Here is a 19,529-nt window from a genome sequence, read left to right on the forward strand (position 1 = left end):
TCAGATTCAGCCAAACCAGAGAATTCTAAGCAATACTTCTTGTCTTAAAACGTTGGTATATTAAAAACGAATAACATATGGGGAATAGCTTCGCTAAAGCAGTTTTTTCGTTTAAAACAAAAATTTTAAATCCAAAACTAAACCGCTTACATCAAAAGACCAAAAAAAGGCTAAAAGAACCTAATTTAGATAAGTACAATTTAGAAAAACGCCAAGAACTTATTCATCATGCAATAACAAATTCAACCTTTTATAATAAAAAATACGGCAAACTAAATTTACCTGAAAATGGAACTATAACAACAGGAGACTTTTTAAAGATACCACCTCTAACAAGGGCAGAATTAGTAGAAAATTTTGAAAATATTAAAATAAAAAATGTTTCTTCTGTTGGTGTTAAAAAAGTAAAAACTTCTGGAAGTACAGGGCATCCAATATCTATATTAAGAGACTTACGAAATCCAGAAACTCCTATTCGCTGGCGCATATTAAATTGGTGGGGCATAGAACCATGGGAAAATCAAGCCTTCATTTATCGTTATAAACGTCCATTTTCTGAGCGTATCAGTAATGCCTTATTATGGTGGCCCACAAAACGTATTTTTTTAGCGGCTGCTAATCCCACTAAAGAACACTTAGAGAAATTCGTAACTGATTTTAACAGCATAAAACCTTCACTTTTACAAGGCTATGTAGATGTTGTTTTTGAATTTGCCTTATATCTATTAGATAACAATATAAAAATTCATCCTCCAAAAATGGTATGGGTAACCTCTGCCCCATTATTTGAAGAACAACGTGAGTTAATGCAAAAGGCTTTTGGAGCACCAGTTTGCGATCAATATGGGAATACCGAAATTATGTTAATCGCAGCAGAATGTCCTGAACAGAAAGGCTTGCACATTATGCAAGATACCGTACATATTGAGTTTGTAGATAAAGAAAACCAACCGGTACCCCCAAATACTACCGGAAGAATATTATTAACAGATTTGACAAATTATGCCTTTCCTTTAATCCGTTATGATATTGGTGATGAAGGAAGGTTTATGGATGAAATGTGTAGTTGTGGTAAACAACTTCCTTTAATGGAGAACGTACGAGGGAGACAAGCACATAATATTCAAACACCTTCTGGTTTAAGAATTCGAGGGGAACATTTGATGGCTATGTTTAATGGGCATATGAAGAATTTTAAAGAAATACAATTACGCCAAGAGGCAGATTATTCGGTTTCTATGGAATATGTACCTAGGGGGCATCATAATCATAGCAAAGAAATTCAGAATATGGCAGAATTAATCATGCAACGTTCGCGGCAAGAAATTAAAGTATATCCCAAAGAAGTACAAAAAATACAACAAGTAGGCAGAAAAACACCTTTAATTGTAAGTAATTTAAAATAGGTATAACGTTTACCTTTTTTTATGAGCCCTATAAAAAGCCTAGTGAAAGAACAAATAGAAAAATATGATTGGTATCGTTACCACCATATATCTAATACTATTGCCCAAAATACACTCCAAAATCTAGAAAAAGAAAAAGGAAAATTTCCACTCACATTAAAAAAGAAATCTGATGCTTACGCTAGAGAAATTTTAGGGTGGAAAGGGTTTTCCCCATGGCTTTATGTGTATAGCCACTTTTCTGAAGTGTTCAAGGAAGGCTGGATTCCTGACAATTTTTATGGAAAAGTAGTCATTCCTAAGATCCAAGGAGATTATGGCAAAATATCTTATTTAAAACCGATAACTCACAAATTATTTGAAGAGAAACCTTGCCCCGATTTAGGATATTTAATCAATTGTCGGTGTTTTGATAATAATTATAATCCTGTTCTGCAGGCAGATTTTAAGAATTTATTATTTAAGAATACGGACAAAGTGATATGCAAGTTAGATCAATCTTGTCAAGGGAAGGGTGTTCACGTATTTCAATATAAGGAATTCGAAATTTCAAAAATTTTGGAATTAGGAAATTGTGTCATTCAAAAATACATCCAACAACATCATTTTTTTAATGCTTTCACAACAGATTCTGTTGCAACCATAAGATTAACTACGGTCATTGATTGTAATTTTCAAGTTAGCTTGCGAGCAGCATATCTTCGTTTGGGAAGAAAACACAACACACATGTATCATCAGAGGATCATATTCGTATTTCAATAAATATGGACAATGGGGCTCTTAACTCTTTGGGATATCTTCCTAATTGGCATAAAATTGAACAACACCCAGATACCTTAGAAAAATTTGATCATAAATTGATTCCTAATTTTGAAGAATGCAAAAAATTAGTAGAACGATTACATAAGAGAGTTCCTATGGTGCAAGCCATTGGATGGGATCTTATTGTAGATACAAATAATGAACCTATTGTAATGGAATGGAATGGCTATAGCAATGATATTAAATTTTCAGAAGCTAGTCAAGGCCCGTGTTTTAAAGATCTAGCCTGGAATAAGCTACGTATATAAAATGTCATGATTGGTGACATCGAATCATTTTGAGCTAACCACAACAAACCATAAAGAAATTTATGAAAATTAATTATTATTTCAGACATCCTAAAGTAGGTCATTCCATACATCGTGTATTTAGAACACTAATAGAAGAATTAGAGAAATCTGCTGAAATTTCTATTTTAGAAATGCCCAACAAAGGGTCAATGCCTTTAGATCTTTTAAAGAATAACATCTACACCTACAAAAGCAGAGATAAAAATAAGATACATCATGTAACAGGTCATATTCATGATGTACTTTTAGCGCTAGTAGGAGTTAAAACAGTATTAACCATTCACGATCTCGTTTTTTTAGATAACGTGAAAAACCCAATTAAAAAGTTTTACAAGTGGCTTTTTTGGCTATATCTGCCTTTGAAAATAGCGGATAAAGTTGTTTGTATTTCTAACCAAACAAAACAAAACATTTTAAGCAAAATAAATACTGATAAGCTTTTGGTTATTCATAATGCAGTAGATCCTATATTTAGTTTTCAAGAAAAAGAATTTAATAAAAAGAAGCCGATCATTCTTCATATCGGAACAGGCTGGAATAAAAACTTAATAAAAAGTATTGAAGCCCTAGAAGGTATTCCTTGCCATCTTCGCATTATTGGAAAAATAAAAGAAGATCAAATAAATTTTTTAAATAAGCACGGAGTTGAATACTCAAACGCTCTAAATTTAACTGACTTAGATATAAAAAACGAATATCTTAACTGTGATATAGTGAACTTCCCTTCTATCTATGAAGGTTTTGGAATGCCTATCATAGAAGGGCAACAAACCGGAAGAATAGTGGTTACCTCGAAAATTGAACCCATGATTGAAGTAGCGCAAGAAGCTGCTGCATTTGTTCAACCTGATGATGTTGCTTCTATTAGACGAACATATCTTAAAATAATTAATGACGATTTATTTCGAGAAGAAACGATTAAAAATGGGCAAATAAACGCCCAACGATTCTCAGTGAAAAATATCTCCAAGCAGTATATTGAACTTTATAAAAAATTATCTTAAAATGAAAATACTTCGAGTAATACCTAGTATGCACCCTAAACAAGGAGGGCCTTGCCAAGGTATAAGAAATTCAATACCTGAACTAGAAAAACTTGGTATTCATAATGAGGTAGTTTGTTTAGATGAAACTATTTCTGATTATGGGATTAAAGACCCTTTTCCTATTCACACTTTAGGATCAAGTACCACACCTTGGAAATATCATAAAAATTTAATCCCTTGGCTTTTATCAAACTTTCAAAGGTTTGATGTGGTCATAATTCATGGTCTATGGACCTATCATAGTCATGGGACTATTAAGGCTATTCTAAAGTATAGAAAAGAAAATTCCATTTCGCCCAAAGTTTACGCTATGCCACATGGTATGCTAGATCCTTATTTTCAAAAAGCAAAAGAAAGAAAGCTTAAAGCCTTGCGAAATGATGTGTATTGGAAAATGTTTGAAAATAATGTTATTAATAAAGCAGATGGGGTCTTATTTACTTGTGAGGAAGAATTATTATTAGCACGCACTACTTTTCCGAATTACAAACCCCAACGTGAAATTAATGTAGGCTATGGTATTCAAGCACCACCATCCTATACGGCTTCTATGAAAGAGGTCTTAAAAGATAAAGTACCGCTTTGGAACGACAAACCTTTCTTGATTTTCCTAAGCAGAATTCACACCAAAAAAGGAGTTGATTTATTAATTAAGGCCTACCTAAATCTTGAAGAAGAGTTAGAGAATTTGCCGCAGTTAATTATTGCTGGACCAGGTCTGGAAGAAGCATATGGTAAAGAACTACTAAAATTAGCATCAAGTTCTTCCAATATATTATTTCCCGGAATGCTCAGCGGTGATGCCAAATGGGGTGCTTTTTATGAAAGTGAAGCTTTCATATTACCCAGTCATCAAGAAAATTTTGGTATCGCTGTCGTAGAAGCCTTAGCTTGTAGCAAACCTGTATTAATTAGCGATAAAGTAAACATATGGCGCGAAATTACTTCTGAAAATGGAGGATTTGTTCAAAATGATACCGAAGCAGACACCTATACGCTTTTAAAACAATGGTTAGCATTGGCTCCCTCAGAAAAATCTAAAATGAGCGAAAATGCCCAAAAAGTATACGCAACAAAATTTACAATAGCACAAGGGGCTAAATCGCTACTTGCCGGATTAAAGACAAATTAAAATGGACAATTTTAAATCAAAGGTACAGTTAAATGATTTTGACTCCACACTAGGTTTAAACCGTGGAGCAAGCCGGATAAAAGAACTCTTGTGGTACATCATTAAAGTCTTCTTTTTCTTAAGTGCCTTACCTTACCCAAGTGCATTAAAGGTATGGTTATTAAAGCAATTTGGTGCAGAAATCGGGATCGGTGTGGTCATCAAACCTAGGGTTAACATCCATTTCCCATGGAAACTGAAGGTAGGCGATCATGTATGGATTGGAGAAGAAGCCTTTTTACTCAATTTTGAGTTATTAACCATTGGCAACCATGTTTGTATTTCACAACGCAGCTTTTTATGCGGAGGAAACCATGATTTCCGCAACCCTGCTATGCCCTATAGAAATGGTCCAATTACGTTAAAAGATGGTTCTTGGGTAGGTGCTTGTTGCTTTATTGGCCCTAACGTTACAATTGGAACAGATACCGTAATCACCGTTGGCTCAATAATCGTAGCTAATCAAGAAAACAATAGAGTAATCACACAAGTACCTACGAACCAAAGTAAAACTAGATGGAAAATAAAAAATAACTAATATTGACTACCTCTTACCAATTTGAGTGTAACCTCAATTTTGCCAGTATTGTTAAAATCTTCATTACCATAAATATAAACATCTCTATGTCCTGCAGAGGCAATTACTTCATTAACTAAATTTGTTTTAATACCGGTAGTCTTAGATATAGTGCCTAACAAATTATCTTTGAAGGTATTACTTGTTCCTAAACTAACAATTGAGCCAGAGACTAAACTTTCTAAGGTATTTACACTTACATGTTCTACGGTAAAACCAGCTGGAATATTTATATCCAGTTTTTGACTATTGCCTAGACCTAAATCTACCACTTCCGTACGCGTCCATTGATCCTGTTGAAAATTATCAATTTGCTCAATAATATAATCATTACTAGTGTCTATTACTTTAGCATAATTTGTATTTGGATTATCGCTATTAGCAAACAACATTCTACAATTTTCTTCTCGAAAATCTCCATCTATAGTTCTCCAACCATTGACTGTTACTTCATAATGATTATTAGCCCCACTGCTTAAGGTTTCTTCATTGTGAAATATGACCCCTCTATTTAATTGACTAGAGGTATGTTTTTCTATAGACAAACTAGAATTAACGATTGTATTATTTGAACCAAAAATTCCAAAAAATCCAGCATCATCTGTATTCAATTCATTGACAAATACATTCACATTATCCCATAAAATGTGATTTCCGAAAGTATAATCCATAGGATAAAAAGTAGAAACTGCTGAATTGTCTTTAATAACAATGTTCTCAAAGATTGTATTCTCCATTTCTTCTCCAACAAATCTAAGAGAAGCATATTTAACATCCTCCTCAAAAATTTCTGTTCTACTTTCAGAATATAAGTTTTTTATTACGCTATTTTTTAGATCACCTATATCCGCAATACCATCCCTTCTATAAGATTTGTAATTATCTACAGATACATTATATTGCACCCCTACCAACTTCAGAGAATTACAAAACCCACTATTCTCTATTCCTGTTTTCCTAACATTATTTACTCCCACATATTCTCCCTCATCAATAGTATTATTGATTTCAACATTTGTAACCGTATAATTTTTTGAACTATCATTATTCAAATAAATTAAGTGCGGTGGAGGAAAATGATATAAAGTTCCATTGTAACCCCCAAGATAAGTCCCATCTAACTTTTGGGCATCTGAGTACCTATATGACTTTAAACCTTCTGATTTTAAATCTTGAACAATCCCTTGAATACCCATAATAACACCATCCATCACAACATTATTAAGTAAAATATTTTTACTTACAGTGGTTTCTCCAGAAGTACCTGTAACCATTTGATCTGAGGTATATTGCTCCTTAAATTTGATTCCCCAAGGAATAAATCTATCAGCGGTATCGCCTTTAGCTACAAATTTGACATTATCATACTCGATGTAAGTTGACGCCTCAATTGAAAATATTGCATAAAATGATGTTGGACCCCTAAACATTGGATAACTAGAATTGAAAACGACTCCTCTTTCAGATGTCATGAATTCTTTCAATCTAGTTAAATTGGCACTATTTATATCTGCGAAAGCATTTATGGAAGCGTCATATTTATTATCCCACAATAAAGTAATATTCTTAAAAACTAAATTTTCAGATAGGACTATATAAAATGCAGGTGATAACATATTATTAATAATAATATTGGCATCATTCTTTCCTTCTATCCAAGTGTTATCTTCTAAGAAAATAGATTTGGTTCCCGTTTCTTCAACATCTAAGAATATATTTTTATCTACCATTACTCGTGCAGATACCGCATGTGCTTGAGCCAAAGTTGCTACAAAAACATCACGATCATCCGTGATACCATTCATAACCGCACCAAACCAATAAGGCATTAAATACTGTTCTTCTACAAAAGTTCCTGCTAAATCTACAGCATCAAACACCTGGTATTTTGTTTTTGAAACGATAGTACTAGTACCATCACCAGTTACCGTTCCATTACTTAATGATCCCCCAGTAAAATATAAGGTAACATTTTCTGGTAAAACAATGGTCTCACCATTAAGGTCAACATCAAATTGAATATCCCATACCGCATCCTTATATTCATCAGGAATTGTAGTCCAATCAAAATCTACAGGGATTACGATAGCATTTTCAACATCAATGATTACTTCTTCTTCAGCAAGTAATACGGTTTCGGTAAATTCGGAATCTTTTTTACAAGAAACTCCAGAAAAAAGGAGGCACACCGCCATCAATACGGTACTCAACATACTTCGATTCATTTTAATTAATTTTGTAGGTTTTTCCTTATAGAAATAATTGGGGATTTCCCTATAAAGAAAATATTTCATCGTTATAACGCAAAGATATACGGTTAAAGTGCTCAATCAGATGTATTTTTAGCACATTTGCCAACATCACATTTTATTTTTGGCTTTAAAAAGAATACCTCAAAAATCTAACAACTATCATGTTTTTATCACATTAATTTATTGAAGAATACCAGCCATTTTAAGGATATGTTATTTTTATATGATATAAATCATGCCATTATCAATAAAATTGAACTAAATAGCATTAAAAATTAGGGATAATTAAGCATCAATAGGCGATAAAAAGTAAGTAATCCTATTTCATTAGGCCTGAAACGAAGAAAAACTGACGGTTGGTTTTAGTACTGAAGTTCATTTTTTTTAATTTTTGAGTGAAAGAAACACAAATCGCATTGTATGAACTTATTTCAATTCCAAAACGTCCAAATTAAAAACTTTAAAGTATATATAACATAGCACCCCTAATGTTAAAAATGAAACTAAAAAAAATATTTTTAATAGTTGTATCCGTTACCTTAGTTATTCTTGTGTTTTACCCCAACAGACTAAATAGATATGTGAGAAGAACATTTCGAGTATATGCCACTACGCCCAAAGGGGAGTTAGCAGGAGTCCAATTCCAAAAAATAACATTAGACGACAGGGTAAAAGGGCAATATACCAGTTTGGTAATGGGCCCAGATCATAAATTGTATGCAAGTGCTATAAATGGAGAAATAAAACGCTTTATAATTCTGCCTTCGGGTGAGTTGGTTTTAGAGCAAACATTTAAACCTTATGGTAATGCATCAAAATTTACAATTGGTTTGGCTTTTGACCCTGCCGCAACATCTGATAGTTTAATCGTTTGGACTACATTTTCGGAAACTCCGAGCAGCTGGGTCGTGTTTCCTGATATCCAAGAACCGGTTAGCACCAAAAATTGGGCAGGTTGTATGGCACGCATGCAGTTAAGCAGTTCGTCCGCCCAAGTCATAAAAAATGATTTGGTCTTAAAAGATCTCCCTCGTTTTGGACCCAACCATGAAAATTTTGCCAATTCTATCGTCTTCGGACCAGATGGAAAGCTTTATTTTGGTCAAGGCGCCAATACAGGAATGGGTTGGTGCGATTGTGAACCCAACCAGGAACCCACTCGAGAGGCTTTACTATCTGCTACTATCTTATGTCTTGATCTTGGTAAATTACCAAAAAAATTACCCCTATCAGTGAAGACGTTGGACGGGGGTGGAAACTATGATCCCTATACTGCAATGGCACCATTAAAAATATATGCTACAGGTGTACGTAATGGTTATGACCTAGTATGGCATAGCAATGGCCAACTTTACACCACTATAAATGGTTCAGGGGGCAATGAGAACACCCCAACGTCAGATCCTGAATCGTCTTATTATATTCCGCCAAATGCAACAATACAATATACGGGTCCAAAAAATATCCCCGCTGTAATTGGCGCACAACCAGATCAAAATGATTTTCTGGCACGTGTAGTGGAGGGCGGCTATTATGGGCATCCTAACCCACTTAGGGCAGAATATGTATTGAATGATGGAGATGCTGCTTTAGATAATTCTGAATACAACGGAGTAAAAGCAGATGCCAATTTTAAAGGGTTTACCTACGATTTTGGACCTCATGTTGCTCCTACGGGTATTGCTGAATATAAAAGTAATTCTTTTAATGGAAGACTAAAAGGATGCTTAATTGTGGCACGAATGGTACACAATGATTTGGTATTCTTAAGACCTGGTGGCAAAGAAAATGATATTGCTCAAGATTATGACGGATTAAAAATGGGCTTAGGATTAGAAGGCGAACCCCTAGATGTCTTGGAAGATACCGCAACAGGAAATATTTATGTATCAGGATTCAGCAATAAAACCATCACCTTGTTCCGTCCCACGGAATGGAAACCTGAAAGACTTGCACATTATAGTAAAAACGAACCAAAAAAGAAAATAAATTCTTTATGGGGAGGGAAAGCCATCTACGAGAATAATTGCCAGATGTGCCACGGAGCGATAGGACAAGGTGCAATAGGACCAAGTTTAATTGATGAGGAATGGATCAATGGAAAAGAGAACATTATACAAACCATAGAAAACGGATCTGGTCATGGCAGCATGCCGGCTTGGAAAATTAAACTTTCAAGCAATGATACCAAATGGGTTGTACGCTATATTCTATCCTTGGAGAAAAAGGAGAAAAAAGTAAAATAAGATGCCGTAAATCTCTTACCTTTTAATAGTAGCAGCTAAACTAAATAAACACATCCTATAAGAATTAATATACCTACACCCCTGCCAAACTAAAACCATAGTGTCCCTTCTATTATTCATCGCACAAAATACGCCGATAATCTGCATATTATTTCCTCCTTACAGGATACCGCTTTATCGATGAATTACACTTTATCGGTAAAATTTACCATACACCTGAGGAGGCATTTTATGGCGACTTAAACGTCCTTGTACTAATCTCAGATTGTTAAGGACGAGCATGGAATATTTACACAAAGACCTCCTTTTTATTATCGACTTCATAAATCTTAACATACTTTTTATAGAAATCTTGTGCTATGAAGATTGCCCGTTTAATTTTGCCGTTGAATTTATTTTGACTCTATGTGGAAAACCACAGAGATTAAGTATTAGGCTAACTTACCTTAGCATACTTATAAAAAATAGTTTACAACCGTGACCCAATTATGTGGCTTACGGCGCGGAGCGCTGAAAAAGACTTAAGTTTTATAGCAAACAACCTCCCTTTCTAAAAATAATTCCATAAAATTTAACTATCAAAGCTTCTCCAAAAAACTAATTGGCGTACTTTGATCTAATAACCTTTAATTTAATCAACATATGAAAGTAGCATTTATCACAGGAGTAACGGGACAAGATGGCGCTTACTTGAGTGAATTTTTATTGAAAAAAGGATACCAAGTACATGGCCTTAAAAGAAGAGCGTCAATGTTTAATACAGATAGAATAGATCATCTGTATCAAGACCCACATATAGAAAATCGTAATTTTATTTTGCATTATGGGGATATGACCGATAGTACCAACCTTATCCGTTTAATTCAAGAAATTCAACCAGACGAAATTTACAACCTTGCAGCAATGAGTCACGTACAAGTGTCTTTTGAAGTTCCTGAATATACAGGAAATGCAGATGGTTTAGGTACACTCCGTATTTTAGATGCTGTTCGTTTATTAGGTTTAGAAAAGAAAACACGTATTTACCAAGCCTCTACTTCAGAATTATATGGTAAAGTACAAGAAGTGCCACAATCAGAAACTACACCTTTCTACCCACGTAGCCCATATGCTGTTGCTAAAATGTACGCCTATTGGATTACCGTAAACTATAGAGAAGCGTATGGTATGTATGCCTGTAATGGTATTTTGTTTAACCATGAATCGCCTATTAGAGGAGAAACTTTTGTAACCCGTAAAATTACGCGTGCTGCTTCTAGAATTGCTCTTGGTTTACAAGACAAAATATACTTAGGAAATTTAGATGCCAAAAGAGATTGGGGTCATGCCAAAGATTATGTGCGTATGATGTGGATGATCTTACAAGCAGAAGAAGCTGAGGACTGGGTTATTGCTACCGGAAAAACAACTCCTGTTAGAGAATTTGTACGTATGGCTTTTGCTGAAGTTGGCGTAGAATTAGAATTTAAAGGTGAAGGCGTTGATGAAAAAGGATATGTAAAAGCATGTACCAATCCAGAATTCCAAATTGAAATAGGAAAAGAAGTATTGGCCGTAGATCCTAAATATTTTAGACCTACAGAAGTAGATTTATTAATTGGTGATGCTACAAAAGCAAATACCAAATTAGGGTGGATTCCTGAGTATGATTTACAAGATTTGGTAAAAGATATGATGAAGAACGATGTGAAATTAATGCAGAAAGATCAGTTCTTAAAAGAAGGTGGTTACAACACCTTTAACTACTTCGAATAAATCTAATTTTTAGTTCAAAATACAGCACCAATGCCTTTAGCACAACTTAGGTATTGGTGCTAAATAATAAAGTTTCATCTCAGTTTAACGAATACACATGGAGAAAGACGCAAAAATATACATAGCTGGTCATAGAGGTTTAGTGGGTAGTGCCATTATAAAAAACTTAGAAGCTAGAGGGTATACCAATTTTATTACCCGCACTCATAAAGAATTAGACCTTACAGACAGCACTGCGGTACAAACATTTTTTGCTACAGAAAAACCAGAATATGTGTTTTTGGCTGCTGCTAAAGTTGGTGGTATTGTTGCCAATAATACTTACCGAGCAGATTTCATCTATGCCAACTTAATGATACAGAATAATGTGATTCATCAAAGTTATGTGCACGATGTTAAAAAATTAATGTTTTTAGGGAGTACGTGTATCTACCCAAAAAACTGTCCGCAACCCATGAAAGAGGACTATCTCTTAACAGATACCCTAGAGTACACTAATGAGCCCTATGCTATTGCTAAAATTGCAGGGATTAAAATGTGTGAGAGTTACAACCTGCAGTATGACCGTAACTTTATTTCGGTAATGCCTACCAATTTATACGGTCCTAATGACAATTTCGATTTAGAGAAATCGCATGTATTACCAGCATTAATTCGTAAAATGCATTTGGGTAAAGCTTTAGAAAATCAAGATTGGAATACGCTACGCAAAGATTTAAACAAGCTTCCTATTGAAGGAATCAATGGGGCGTCTATGGATGAAGACATCTACTCTATCCTAGATAAATACGGCATTCAGAAAAAAGGAGACACTGTACATTTAGAAATTTGGGGTTCTGGTAAACCTATGCGCGAATTTCTATGGAGTGAAGATATGGCAGATGCTTGTGTGTTCTTAATGGAAGAACGCGATTTTAAAGATTGTTACGATACAAAAGCCAAAGAGATTAGAAATACTCATATTAATATTGGTACAGGGGTAGATATTTCTATCAAAGATTTAGCAAAATTAGTTAAAGAGACTATTGGGTTTAAAGGGAAATTATATTTCAATGCGGATAAACCTGATGGAACCATGAAAAAATTAACCGATCCGTCTAAACTTCACGGCTTAGGATGGAAACATAAGATAGAATTGCAAGAAGGTGTGCAAAAAGTGTATGACTGGTACTTGAAGCAAGCATAAAAAACTCTATTTATTTAAAAAAATAGAAGCGCAATAGCCTTTTATGCACTGAGACATATTTTCAATAATAAAACAATAAGTAGACTTTTGAAGGGATTTCAAGTATAAATCGGAATTAAAATTTTATTGGAACTCATTGATTGGCATCTTTCATTTGTTAAATTTTCAAGAATAATTTGGTCTACCTGCATTTTAAGCTATACAATATCTCACATAAAAATATTTACAAGACTGATTAGAATAAACCTTAATTATAAACATTGAATAAAATAAACTTTAATATGAAAGACCGTAATTATGGTATTGATATTTTAAAATTTATTGCGGCAATAATGATAACTAACAGCCATTATATACCGCTTTATGAGAATCACAACATTAGTTTTGCAACATTGGGTGTTCATGGCAACGCGTTATTCTTTTTTGTTTCTGGGTTTTTCTTAACAAACATTGAGAATAAAGACGGTAAATACGTGAGGTTTGATTATTGGATTAAGAAAAAAATAATACGGTTATGGCCTACACTTATAGTCTTTTTTGTCTTTGCTAACTTAATATTTGCTAAAAATATTAATTGGTATGATTTTTTGTTGGCAGGTGAATATTGGTTTGTTAGATGCTTTATTATTAGTTTTTCAATAATATATTTTATAATTAAATATTTTAAAAAATACACAAAACAGATTTTAGCAATTACTATTATACTCACCGCAATTTTAATTTTAATATTACCCAAACAAAACGGGAGTATTTATCATTCATTCCACTATATCTGTTATTTCAGTTCAATGATGTTAGGAGTCAATATAAGCCTGTATAAAGAAAGGATAATTACTAAAAACTTGTTTGTTGATTTTATACTTTGCGCGGTATCTTTTCTTATGTATTTTGTTATAATGATTTTTGGAAAAGGAAAAACAGATAATTGGTATTACATACAATTACTTGCTGCACTTCCGCTATTGTCTTTTCTTTATTATTCTTACAAAGTTGTAAGCTATAAATGGTGTAGTAAATTAGCCAGCTATAAAATCTGGCCGTTTATATTTTTCGTATCCTCTTTAACGTATGAAATTTACATTGTGCAATTTAGTGTGATTACTGATGCCTATAATAAATGGTATCCGTTAAATACCATAATTGTTTTTGGGCTCATACTTTCTGTAGCCTATATTTTAAGAGTTTTAACAAATATATTTTTACAATTGTTTTCAAGTAAAGATTGGAATTTTAAACAATTGATTCGTTTATAATTTAAAAGTGTGTTTCAACGCAAAATATAATTTAAAATTTCATTAACATATAAAGGGGACTAAAACAATTTGATTGAAATTATCAAAGCCCTATTAACTATAATAATTAAAATAAATAAAGATTGGATCAAGCAAAACGCGTAGCAAAAAATACTGGATTTTTATATGCCAAGATGTTAATATCTATGGTAATTTCCTTATACGCCACTAGGTTAGTTTTAAATGCTTTGGGGATTGTTGATTATGGTATATTCAATTTGGTTGGTGGCGTAATAGCCATGTTATCTTTTTTGAATGCCTCCATGACAGTGTCTTCACAACGTTATTTTTCAGTAGAGTTGGGTAAAAATAATTCGTCACGATTAAAAGATATTTTTAAATCAAGTACTTATTTGCATCTCCTAATTGGCTTTGTTGTTGTTTTAATCCTTGAAATTTTAGGAGTTTTCATTTTTGACGGATTTTTAAATATTCCATCCGATAGAATTACCACTGCAAAATGGGTATACCAATTTATGATTTTTAGTGCATTTTTTACAATGAATTCAGTGCCCTTTGATGCTGTTATAAATTCTCACGAGAACATGTTATTTGATGCAATTGTAGGTATTTTTGAATCTTTCTTAAAACTTGGCATTGCAATTTGGTTAATTTATTATGATGCGGATAGGCTTTTGCTTTACGCAATATTAGTGGCTAGTCTAACCATCTTTATTCGGATTGTAAAAAGTGTTTATTGTATCAGAAAATATCCAGAATGTAAAATTGATTTTAAAGAGAATTTGGATAAACCTCTATTTAATGAGATGCTGAACTTTGCAAGTTGGAATTTGATCGGTTCTTTAGCTGGTATTGGAAGAAATCAAGGCTTAGCATTGATTTTAAACTTATTTTTTGGGGCAGTTGTTAATGCCGCCTATGGGGTAGCAAATCAAGTGGCAGGACAGTTAAATGCTTTTTCATCTATGATGTTAAAAGCGGTGAACCCACAAATAATGAAGAGCGAAGGTGCAAGTGACCGATTCAGAATGTTACGTATTGCAATGACCTCAAGTAAATTAAGTTTTCTCTTATTAGCACTATTTGCCATACCATGTATTTTCGAGATGAATAATATATTAACCTTATGGCTAAAAGAAGTCCCAGAGTATACTGTTATTTTTTGTAACCTGATTTTAATTGCCGCTATGACAAATCAATTAACAATAGGTCTCGCTTCCGCTTTGCAGGCAACAGGTAAAATAAAACTGTATCAGACAGTGGTTGGTTTATTACTACTTGTGAATTTACCCATAGCCTACTTTCTTTTAAAAATGGGTTTTCCTGCATATTCGGCACTAATAAGTTATATCGCGATTGAGGCTTTAGCTTGTTGTTTTCGAATAATGTTTCTGAAAAATATAGCTGGGTTATCTATAAAGCACTATTTAGACCGGGTCTTATTTCGAATAATATTACCAGTCTTATTTTCAGTGATTGCATGCTATTTTATTACCACAATGGTTCAAATGTCTTTACGTTTTTTGGTTACGGGAGTAGTTTCGGCATTAGTGTTATTTACATCAATATATTTCTTTGGATTGTATAAAGAAGAAAAACAAATTGTGGCTTCATTAGTAAGTTTTGTAAAAGGTAAAATAAAAAATTAAACGTTCTAAAAAATAACTAAATGAAAACAATAGGTATTTTAACTTTACCGCTTCACAATAATTTTGGAGGAATTCTGCAGTCGTATGCTTTACAGTCTTTTTTGACGAAAAAGGGGCATAACGTTATACTGATAGATAGGCAGTATGATGACAACCTTTTGCTTAATTTAAAATATGCGATCAAGCGACTTAGTGATAAAACTAAGTTTAAGAGTAAGAAACAAAAAGAACTTATTAATGCAAATCCAACTCAATTTATTCATACGTACATGCAACCAAAAACTGCACGAATTACTTCTGAAAAACAACTAAAGCAAGTGATTGGTGTTACTGACTTTGACGCTGTTATCGTGGGTAGTGATCAAGTTTGGCGGTTAGAGTATTCAGATAGTATTAAGTATAATTTATTTCTAGATTTTATTAAAAATCCGAAAACAAAAAAGATGTCTTACGCAGCATCCTTCGGAGTAGATAATTGGAAACATCCCGTAGATGTAACAACGAAGGTAAAGACCTTATTGAAATCATTTGATGAAATTTCGGTAAGAGAAGACTCTGGCGTGATGATTTGTGAAAATGTATTTGATGTTGATGCAATACAACACGTAGACCCTACCATGTTACTTCAAAAGGAAGATTATATTACCCTGGTTGAAAAAGAAAATGAACCAAAAAGTCCTGGCGACATACTAGTTTACATGTTAGACGTAACTGGTGATCGTCAGGAAGTAATTAGTGCTATTGAAAAAGAGCTGCACGGTAAAGCATTCATGGCCAATAAAAAATCTTCTAATTTAGACTATGACCTTAAAGATGCAATATACCCAACAATTACAAGTTGGCTAAAAGGGTTTATGGATGCGAAGTACGTAGTAGTAGATTCGTTTCATGGCTGTGTTTTTTCCATATTGTTTAATAAACCGTTTGTTGCTTATGGTAATAAGGAAAGAGGGTTAACAAGATTTACATCTATGCTGAAATTATTTGGTTTAGAAGGAAGATTAATTTTAGATAAAAAAGAACTTACAAAAGACTTGATTCATGCACCTATAGATTGGCCTGCAGTAAATACTAAGTTAGCAGCGTTGCGCTCAGTATCTGAAAAGTATCTCAATAATGTCAATAAAGACAAGAAAACGCGATAAAGTATAAATAATTTAGCATACCAAAAGTCATGATCAGTGTCGTAATTCCACTATATAATAAAGCACATACCATAACAAGAACCTTGTCAACGGTACTTGAACAAACTTTTTCTGAATTCGAAATTGTTATTATTAATGACGGTAGTACTGACAAGGGTACTGATGTAATATCGAATTACACTAATGATAAGCGTGTACGCATAATAGATCAAGTAAATCAAGGGGTAAGTGTTGCCCGTAATCAAGGGGTTTTACATGCTAAATATGAATATATTGCTTTCTTAGATGGTGATGATGAGTGGTTGCCCACTTATTTAGAAACCATGTATGCTGCAATTACTGAATTTCCCAATGCCGGTTTTATTTGTTGTGCGGGTAAAGTGAGATCTGGTGGTAGAGATTATCTTAGATTAGCTGATAAATATAGTGATCAAATAGTTGAAATAGATTTTTTTCAAAATCCACATGTATTTTTGCACTCGAGTGCTACCGTGGTAACTAAAACTATTTTTAATACTACTTCTGGTTTTCCAGTAGGGATGAAACAGAATGAAGATTATGCGCTTTTTTTCTTGTTAGGTTTATTAAGCACGGTTGTTTACTGTGGTTATCCCTTGAGTATTTATGTTGGTGATGTGCAAGGGCAGGCTACTACTGCCACCTTTGAAGAGGTAATGTCTGATATCATAAAACGATATAATTTAGTTTTCAAAGCGTACAATAGTCAAAGTAAAAGTAATAAGAGTTTTGTAATCTTTATGAAATATGAATTAAGACACACCTTTTTAATACTTATCAATCAAAATAAATATAATTTATTACAGAAATTTATTGATGGTTTAGATCAAGGAATAATTACTCAATTTTCTGGTTTAGAGAGATATTTTTTTAAAAACGAATATTTAAAACCTTTAGCTAAAGCACTAATTTATAGTAGTAAATTAAGATGGCGTTTAAGAAAATATCCAAGAATCAAATATTAACAAATACGAATACATATTTTTTTATATATAAAAAAATATGTATTTAAAAGGTCATAACAATATTACGTCAATGAAAGCAATTTTAAAATTATTAAAAAAAGGGCATAAAACACTTTTCCCCAATGCGCATGTAGAGGGTAGAAACTGGAAAATGTTCTCACATAAAGAGTATGCAAACCAATTGGTTTATGAAGCTTTAATGGCAGATAAACCTTGTATGATTGCGCGTTTTGGATCTACTGAGTTAACGACATTAACTAATTATATTGGAATCAGAATAAACAATCAGAATAAACAAGATTTTATCACAGGCAAAAGTTTAAAATGGTGGTGGGAACCAGCAATATTAAAACAAATGCAAGTGTGGAGTGGTTTCTTCCCTCCTACGCAAGAAAAAATAGAAGCATTTTGTGATCTGATGCTACATGATACACCACAAGTGGATATCTTGGGCTCTTGGCTAACGGAAGAACAGAATGTTGCGCAGGGTTTAGTAAATGCTAAAAGAGTAATATTAGAAGATTTAGAACCTTTTTTCACCAAAAATCCGTGGACAAAAGCTCTAGCAGGTAAAAAGGTATTAGTGGTACACCCTTTTGCAGAAACAATTGAAAAACAATATCTAAAAAGAGAACTGCTTTTTGATAATGGCTTACTTCCAGAATTTGAATTGAAAACAATCAAAGCGGTACAAAGTGTTGCAGGAGTAGAAACTGAATTCGAAGATTGGTTTGATGCTCTGAACCACATGAAATTGCAAATTGATGCTACTGCTTATGATATTTGTATAATTGGCTGTGGTGCTTATGGTTTCCCTTTAGCTGCACATGTTAAGCGTAGCGGTAAAAAAGCTGTACATATGGCCGGAGCTACACAACTGTTGTTTGGTATTAAAGGGAAGCGGTGGGAAAACTATGTGGTATGGCCTTACATGAACTTATTTAATGAACATTGGGTACGTCCAGGTGAAAACGAAAAACCTAAAAATGCCAATGCCGTAGAAGGGGCTTGTTATTGGTAAATGGTATCTATATGACGTTTATTAAAAAAATTGCGCGTTTAATGTTGTTCCCTGTCGGATTGCTGAAGGGCTTATTTGTTTTGGCAAATAAAAATGCTCGAGATATACAAAATACGAAGCGTTTTTCTAATTCTAAGATTGAAAATGGGGCTTGTTTCAATGATGATGTATGTATAGGTGAAAATTCTAGAGTTTGTGAAAATGTAGTTATCAATCATGCCTCGATTGGCACATTTACTTATATTAATTACGGAAGTTTAATACAACACGCAGAAATAGGAAATTTTTGTTCTATTTCGCATGGTGTGCGCATCGGTTTAGGTGCACACCCAACAAATTTAATTTCTACCTCTCCATTGTTTTACAAGGTTCAAAATGCCTTCAATTATAAATTAATTGACAAAGATGTAGAATTTAAACAAAACCAAAAAATCACTATTGGACATGATGTATGGATTGGTGCGGAATCATTAATAATGGATGGAGTAACTATTGGTCATGGAGTGGTAGTAGCCGCAGGTGCAGTAGTCACTAAAAATGTACCAGCTTATGCCATTGTAGGTGGTGTTCCTGCAAAAATTATTCGTTATAGATTCAATAACGAAAAAATAAATATGTTATTAAATTCAGAATGGTGGAACATGGATTTAAAAGACATTGTTACTTTTATGATGGCAAATAGATAATGTTTTAATTAAAATATATCAATTTTTCATCATTAAAGTT

At 33.3% G+C, this 19,529-nt stretch carries 15 protein-coding genes; 14 read left to right on the forward strand and 1 reads right to left on the reverse strand.

Annotated features, from left to right (window positions below):
• Positions 1-77: 77 nt before the first annotated feature.
• The 5 genes from GQR94_RS06185 to GQR94_RS06205 all read left to right on the forward strand — a co-directional run bounded on the left by GQR94_RS06185 (position 78) and on the right by GQR94_RS06205 (position 5,274).
• Entirely contained in the window at positions 78-1,406 is a 1,329-nt protein-coding gene (locus tag GQR94_RS06185) for a phenylacetate--CoA ligase family protein (RefSeq protein WP_158974662.1), read from the forward strand.
• Between the two features lie 21 nt (positions 1,407-1,427).
• Positions 1,428-2,477 carry a sugar-transfer associated ATP-grasp domain-containing protein gene (locus GQR94_RS06190; RefSeq protein WP_158974663.1) on the forward strand — a complete coding sequence of 350 codons (1,050 nt, stop codon included), beginning with the start codon at positions 1,428-1,430 and terminating at the stop codon, positions 2,475-2,477.
• Positions 2,478-2,539: 62 nt separating this feature from the next.
• Positions 2,540-3,523, forward strand: coding sequence for a glycosyltransferase (locus GQR94_RS06195; protein WP_158974664.1), 984 nt, complete (start codon positions 2,540-2,542; stop codon positions 3,521-3,523).
• A gap of 1 nt (position 3,524) precedes the next feature.
• Positions 3,525-4,697, forward strand: coding sequence for a glycosyltransferase (locus tag GQR94_RS06200; protein ID WP_158974665.1), 1,173 nt, complete (start codon positions 3,525-3,527; stop codon positions 4,695-4,697).
• 1 nt (position 4,698) lies between these two features.
• A complete protein-coding gene (locus GQR94_RS06205) occupies positions 4,699-5,274 on the forward strand; it encodes a WcaF family extracellular polysaccharide biosynthesis acetyltransferase (RefSeq protein WP_158974666.1) in 576 nt (191 codons plus the stop codon).
• On the opposite strand, the gene GQR94_RS06210 is transcribed toward GQR94_RS06205, so the two are convergent.
• Positions 5,271-7,607 carry a hypothetical protein gene (locus tag GQR94_RS06210; protein ID WP_158974667.1) on the reverse strand — a complete coding sequence of 779 codons (2,337 nt, stop codon included), beginning with the start codon at positions 7,605-7,607 and terminating at the stop codon, positions 5,271-5,273. The genes GQR94_RS06205 and GQR94_RS06210 overlap by 4 nt on opposite strands.
• A 455-nt stretch (positions 7,608-8,062) precedes the next feature.
• Between GQR94_RS06210 and GQR94_RS06215 the strand changes: the two genes are divergently transcribed.
• From GQR94_RS06215 to GQR94_RS06255, 9 genes are all read left to right on the forward strand, one after another.
• Positions 8,063-9,811 carry a c-type cytochrome gene (locus tag GQR94_RS06215; RefSeq protein WP_158974668.1) on the forward strand — a complete coding sequence of 583 codons (1,749 nt, stop codon included), beginning with the start codon at positions 8,063-8,065 and terminating at the stop codon, positions 9,809-9,811.
• 642 nt (positions 9,812-10,453) lie between these two features.
• Positions 10,454-11,566, forward strand: coding sequence for a GDP-mannose 4,6-dehydratase (gene gmd / locus GQR94_RS06220; protein WP_158974652.1), 1,113 nt, complete (start codon positions 10,454-10,456; stop codon positions 11,564-11,566).
• A 97-nt stretch (positions 11,567-11,663) separates the two neighbouring features.
• Positions 11,664-12,752, forward strand: a complete 1,089-nt coding sequence (locus GQR94_RS06225) for a GDP-L-fucose synthase (RefSeq protein ID WP_158974669.1) — start codon at positions 11,664-11,666, stop codon at positions 12,750-12,752.
• A 281-nt stretch (positions 12,753-13,033) separates the two neighbouring features.
• Positions 13,034-14,005, forward strand: a complete 972-nt coding sequence (locus tag GQR94_RS06230; protein WP_158974670.1) for an acyltransferase family protein — start codon at positions 13,034-13,036, stop codon at positions 14,003-14,005.
• Between the two features lie 122 nt (positions 14,006-14,127).
• Entirely contained in the window at positions 14,128-15,654 is a 1,527-nt protein-coding gene (locus GQR94_RS06235) for an MATE family efflux transporter (RefSeq protein WP_199271544.1), read from the forward strand.
• A 20-nt stretch (positions 15,655-15,674) separates the two neighbouring features.
• Positions 15,675-16,799, forward strand: coding sequence for a polysaccharide pyruvyl transferase family protein (locus tag GQR94_RS06240; RefSeq protein WP_158974671.1), 1,125 nt, complete (start codon positions 15,675-15,677; stop codon positions 16,797-16,799).
• A 29-nt stretch (positions 16,800-16,828) separates the two neighbouring features.
• Positions 16,829-17,782: a glycosyltransferase family A protein gene (locus GQR94_RS06245; protein ID WP_158974672.1), complete on the forward strand. Its 954-nt coding sequence runs from the start codon at positions 16,829-16,831 to the stop codon at positions 17,780-17,782.
• Positions 17,783-17,852: 70 nt separating this feature from the next.
• Complete coding sequence (locus GQR94_RS06250) at positions 17,853-18,803, forward strand: hypothetical protein (RefSeq protein WP_158974673.1); 951 nt, start codon at positions 17,853-17,855, stop codon at positions 18,801-18,803.
• Positions 18,804-18,814: 11 nt separating this feature from the next.
• Positions 18,815-19,489: a CatB-related O-acetyltransferase gene (locus GQR94_RS06255; protein WP_158974674.1), complete on the forward strand. Its 675-nt coding sequence runs from the start codon at positions 18,815-18,817 to the stop codon at positions 19,487-19,489.
• Positions 19,490-19,529 lie beyond the last annotated feature (40 nt).

This window comes from Cellulophaga sp. L1A9 (assembly GCF_009797025.1).
Lineage (GTDB): Bacteria > Bacteroidota > Bacteroidia > Flavobacteriales > Flavobacteriaceae > Cellulophaga.